The sequence below is a fragment of the Paenibacillus sp. IHB B 3415 genome, assembly GCF_000802655.2.
Classification (GTDB): Bacteria; Bacillota; Bacilli; order Paenibacillales; family Paenibacillaceae; genus Paenibacillus_AQ; species Paenibacillus_AQ phytohabitans.
This window is the reverse complement of sequence record NZ_JUEI01000198.1, coordinates 1-1,033: the sequence shown is the minus strand read 5'-3', so window position 1 is coordinate 1,033 and position 1,033 is coordinate 1. Positions and strand designations below refer to the sequence as shown.

The window sequence follows — 1,033 nt, the reverse complement described above, 5'->3', positions numbered from 1 at the left end:
GGAATGTAGCAGCTTGAAAATCGACTTTTTCAACAGTCTGTGTTATTCCACTTATTAGTCGTATAGCCCTCGTTCCGCCAGCGTACATCGCACGCAGCCGCAGTCAGTCTGCATCTCGTCCAGCTTTACACACACTCAGCCTCAGCAAATACATATCAGGCAAACAGCGGATTGCCCTGCATACCTACCCACAGCGGTGATTGTTCCAAGCAAGCGGCCAGCTGGAGCAGCAGGTCCTCACGGCCTTTGGAGGCCATGACCTGAACCCCGATCGGCAGGCCTTCCGCCGTGAGATGCACTGGTACGCTCATCGCTGGCTGACCGGTCAGATTCGCCAGCTGGGTGAAAGGCGTATAGGTTAGGCTGGGCTCGAACATCTCGTAGATCATCCGCTGCTGAGCGTCTTTGGACAGACTGCTGACTTCCAGCAGCTGCTGAATCTCCTCAGGCGTCTGGGTCAGCTCCCCGACCTTCGGTGCGGAATCCGCATTCGCAGGCGTGATGTACAGGTCGAAACGGTCCATCAGCGCCGCCATCTGCGCGGCGGCCACATCCCATTCATGCAGACTGTGTACGAATTCTGCAGCTGAGACCTGTTTACCGGCTTCGGCCAGCACCCAGGTAACAATATCCACTTCGCTTGCCGCAATCGTGCGGCCCATACCGCTCTCGAGCGACAGGAACATCGCCGATACCTCACCGGCATTCATCGTATAGTAGTTATCCATCAGTCTGACCCCGTTAACCGGACTCAGCTTTTCCTCAACCGCATAGCCTTCCGATTCCAGCCACTTTACAGTGTTCATCACAGCTTGTACAGCTTCTTCCGATACCGGTGTACCCACCGGCGAAGCTGTAGTGTACGCAATCCGCAGCTTCCGCTGCGCAGGCTTCAGCAGATCATCCAGATAGACCCCCGGATACAGCGGGGTCTGAAAAGCAGCTTCCGGCTGCACCACCTGAAGCAGATCAAGCATCGCGGCACTGTCGCGCACAGTCCGCGTCAGGGCGAAGTCGATCGACGCGCCCTGCC

Annotated in this window: 1 protein-coding gene; it reads right to left on the bottom strand. The window is 57.0% G+C overall.

Annotated features, from left to right (window positions below; genetic code table 11):
• Positions 1-155: 155 nt before the first annotated feature.
• Positions 156-1,033: amidase family protein (locus QW71_RS36135; RefSeq protein WP_039310957.1), on the bottom strand; the 878-nt coding region annotated here is incomplete at its 5' end.